Annotated in this window: 4 protein-coding genes; all 4 read left to right on the forward strand. The window is 30.7% G+C overall.

Translation table 11 applies throughout. The features are described 5' to 3' along the window. Positions 1-6: 6 nt before the first annotated feature. Positions 7-402, forward strand: coding sequence for a class II SORL domain-containing protein (locus tag KKC53_06765; GenBank protein ID MBU2598848.1), 396 nt, complete (start codon positions 7-9; stop codon positions 400-402). Positions 403-487: 85 nt separating this feature from the next. Next, a complete protein-coding gene (locus tag KKC53_06770; GenBank protein ID MBU2598849.1) occupies positions 488-2,161 on the forward strand; it encodes a 2-oxoacid:acceptor oxidoreductase subunit alpha in 1,674 nt (557 codons plus the stop codon). 10 nt (positions 2,162-2,171) lie between these two features. After that, positions 2,172-3,026 carry a 2-oxoacid:ferredoxin oxidoreductase subunit beta gene (locus KKC53_06775; protein MBU2598850.1) on the forward strand — a complete coding sequence of 285 codons (855 nt, stop codon included), beginning with the start codon at positions 2,172-2,174 and terminating at the stop codon, positions 3,024-3,026. 220 nt (positions 3,027-3,246) lie between these two features. Continuing rightward, positions 3,247-3,656, forward strand: a 410-nt coding sequence (locus tag KKC53_06780; GenBank protein MBU2598851.1) for a flavodoxin family protein, incomplete at its 3' end; no start/stop codon positions are given.

Raw genomic sequence — 3,656 nt, forward strand, 5'->3', positions numbered from 1 at the left:
GTTTAAATGGGAGAATTTAAAGATTTGTTTAAAAGCGCTGATTGGAAAACTGAAAAGCATGTTCCAGTAATTGAATTACCTGATAGATTTAGAAAAGGTGAAGTTTTTAATATAACTATTTCAGTAGGAAAAGAAATTTCTCATCCTAATACTACGGAGCATCACATAAGTTGGATTGATGTTTATTTTCATCCAGAAGAGGAGAAATTTCCATATCAAATTGGTAGATTTGAATTTATAGCTCATGGTGAATCAGTTAATGGCCCTAATACAAGTACAATATATACTTATCCTAAAATTACAGTAGGTTTTAAAACAGAAAAACCTGGGAAAATTTATGCATTTAGTTACTGTAATATTCACGGTCTATGGCGGAACTCTAAAGATTTAGAATTTGAGTAAAAACTAAAAGTAATAATTTTTTAAGAATTAAGTTTGGATTAGGAATTAATGAAATCATGTTAAAAAGTATCACAATGGAGAAAAGATGAATGAACTCTCTATCCTTATTGGTGGAAAAGCTGGAGATGGTATAAATCAATCTGGACTACTTATTGCTCGTTTATTAAGTCAGATTGGCTACTATATCTATATGTATTTTGACTATCCATCTTTAATAAGAGGTGGTCATAACTTCTCTATTGTAAGAGCATCCCAGGATAAAATTGGTACACATACAGAAAAAATAGATTTTCTTTTAGCTTTAAACTCAGAGACTATTGATCTTCATAAGAATAGATTGGGAGACAATTCATTAATTATCTATGACTCTGATTCAATTGACTTGGAAAGTTTACCCGAAAGTATTGAAAACTATGGGATACCATTAAAGAAGATAATAAAACAAGAAAAAGCATCTCCTATTATGCGCAATTCATCTTTATTAGGTACTTTCTCAAAAAGTATTGGTGTTAAATGGGAAATTACAGAGAAAGTATTTAAAAAAAACATCTTAAAAGAAGTAGATTTAAACTTAAAACTTGCTCGTAGGGGATATAATGAATCAAAAGAATTAATTAAAATTGAACCTATTCAACGCAAAGTTCTTCCAATATTATCTGGGAATGAATCTATTGGCTTAGGACTAATTAATGCAGGACTTAAAACTTATATTGCTTATCCGATGACTCCATCATCAACTCTCTTACATTTTCTTGCACAATTATCTAATGATTTTAATCTGAAAGTTATTCATCCTGAGAATGAAATTGCAGTAATCTTAATGGCTTTAGGTTTTTCATATGCAGGTGAAAGAGTTGCAATTGGTACTTCAGGAGGTGGTTTCTGTTTAATGACAGAGGGTTTAAGTCTATCAGGGATGGCTGAATTGCCAGTTGTTATTGTAATAGCTCAGAGACCTGGTCCAAGTACAGGAGTTCCAACTTATACTGCCCAAGGAGATTTAAGCTTCGCTTTAAATGCAGGTCATGGAGAATTTATTCGCTTAGTAGTAGCACCTGGAGATACTGAACAAGCTTACTTTTGGTCGAGTTTTGCCTTAAATATCTCATGGAAATATCAAATACCCTCTATTATCCTGACAGATAAAACTTTAAGTGAAGGAACATATAGTTTTGATATTAATTCTATAGAAGAAATTAAAAATTTAAAACCTCTTTTATGGGATAAGAAGGGATCCTACAAAAGATACCTAAATACAGAAAATGGTTTATCTCCTTTAGCTTATGTGCCAGATAAGAAAGCAATTATAAAGGTAAATAGCTATGAACATGATGAGTATGGATTAACAACTGAAGAACCTCAAAAAATAAAGCTGATGAGTGAAAAACGTATGCGCAAAGAAAAATATCTTAATCAAGAAATTCAGAATTATGAACCTATCAAGGTATTTGGGGACAAAAATTCTTCAACAATTCTATTGTGTTGGGGATCCAATAAAGGAGTATGCAGTGAATTAGGAGAAAAATTTGGTTTAAAGGTAGTTCAGCCAGTTATAATTTCTCCATTTCAACTAAGCTCATTCCAGGAAGCATTAAAAGGTGCTAAAAAAATAATATCTGTTGAAAACAATGTTACTGGACAATTATCTAAAATCATTAGTGGATATGGTTTTAAAATAGATAGGGAAATATTAAAGCACGATGGAAGACCATTTTCTTTAGAAGAGTTAGAATCAAGGTTAAAAGAGTTAGAAGTTTAGGTGAGTAAAAATGATTAATCAAAAAAAACTATCTACAAATATCAAAAATACATGGTGTCCAGGATGTGGTAACTTCGCAATTTTAAATGCCATAAAGGCAGTCTTTATAGATTTAGACAGTGAGGGTTTTCCTTTGGAAAATGTTGTTTTGGTTTCTGGTATCGGATGTCATGCTAAGATTGTTGATTATATAAATGTTAACAGCTTTTATTCTATACACGGCAGGGTAACCCCCGTTGCTGAAGGAATAAAAATTGCTAATCCTAAATTAAAAGTTATTGGTTTTGCTGGAGATGGAGATGCATATGGAGAAGGATTGGAGCATTTAATATTTGCTGCTAAAAGAAATGTTGATATCACTATGATAATTCACAATAATCGTGTTTATGGACTTACTACTGGTCAATATACCCCCACCTCTCCAATGGGTTTTAAGGGACGTTCCACTCCTGAAGGAACATTAGAATTTCCTATAAATCCTTTAGAATTAATGTTAGCAAGTGGAGCTACATTTATTGCTCGTGGTTATTCTCGAGGTATTAAGTTTCTTAAAAATATTTTCAAAGAGGCAATCATTCATAAGGGTTTTTCACTTGTAGATGTATTACAGGTATGTGTTACTTTCTTCAATATGTATAAATATTACAATGAAAGAGTTTACGAATTAAAGGATCACGATCATCAGAATTACAATAATGCGTTAGAAAAAATCAGAGAATGGGATTACAATTTCGATGCTCCCATTGCTTTAGGTGTATTTTATAAGAAAGAGTCACCTACATTTGAAGATAAATTTTCAAAGTTTAAACTTGAAAAACCTGATAGACAATTGAAAATAAAAGAATTTTTAAAGGAAAGAATTTAATCAAAATAATTAGATAAAATCTAAAGGTTTTAAACCCACCCTTTCTAAAAGAATAAAGACTTTAAAAAAGAGAGGGTGGATTTGAATTTTGAAGTACCTTTTCGTTTATTATTTATATTTACCAAGATCAAGTTAGGCATTAATAATATATATATGATGGCAAATCTCTAAAATAGAAAAAAATCTTTATAAAATGAGTATAGTTAAAAAAAGTTAAGACATGTTTATATTAGGAATAAATGGTAGCCCTCGTATTGGTGGAAATACAGATATTCTACTTGATAAAGCTCTTGATGGGGTAAGGGGAAAAGGTGCAGATATAGAAAAGATTATTCTAAACACTCTTAAATTTTCTCCTTGTCAGGAATGCAAAAATACAAGGGATGATGGAATTTGCATAATAGAAGATGATATGCAGCTTGTTTATAAAAAGGTCAAGAAAACAGACGCTATAATCCTAGCTTCTCCTATATTCTTTGGTTCTTTGAGTGCTCAGATGAAGATGATGATAGACCGTTTTCAATGTATTTGGATGGCAAAATATATTTTTAAGAAAGACATATTTAAAAAAAAGAAAATAGGTGGTTTTATTTCTGTTGAAGGAACTAAAAGAAGAGATTTTTTTAATAA

Source organism: Actinomycetota bacterium (assembly GCA_018830725.1).
Classification (GTDB): domain Bacteria; phylum Actinomycetota; class Humimicrobiia; order JAHJRV01; family JAHJRV01; genus JAHJRV01.

What these genes read in the sequence shown, in the direction of transcription:
- KKC53_06765 (MBU2598848.1), top strand. Translation starts at nt 7, where the DNA reads ATGGGAGAATTTAAAGATTTGTTTAAAAGCGCTGATTGGAAAACTGAA.
- KKC53_06770 (MBU2598849.1), top strand. Translation starts at nt 488, where the DNA reads ATGAATGAACTCTCTATCCTTATTGGTGGAAAAGCTGGAGATGGTATA.
- KKC53_06775 (MBU2598850.1), top strand. Translation starts at nt 2,172, where the DNA reads ATGATTAATCAAAAAAAACTATCTACAAATATCAAAAATACATGGTGT.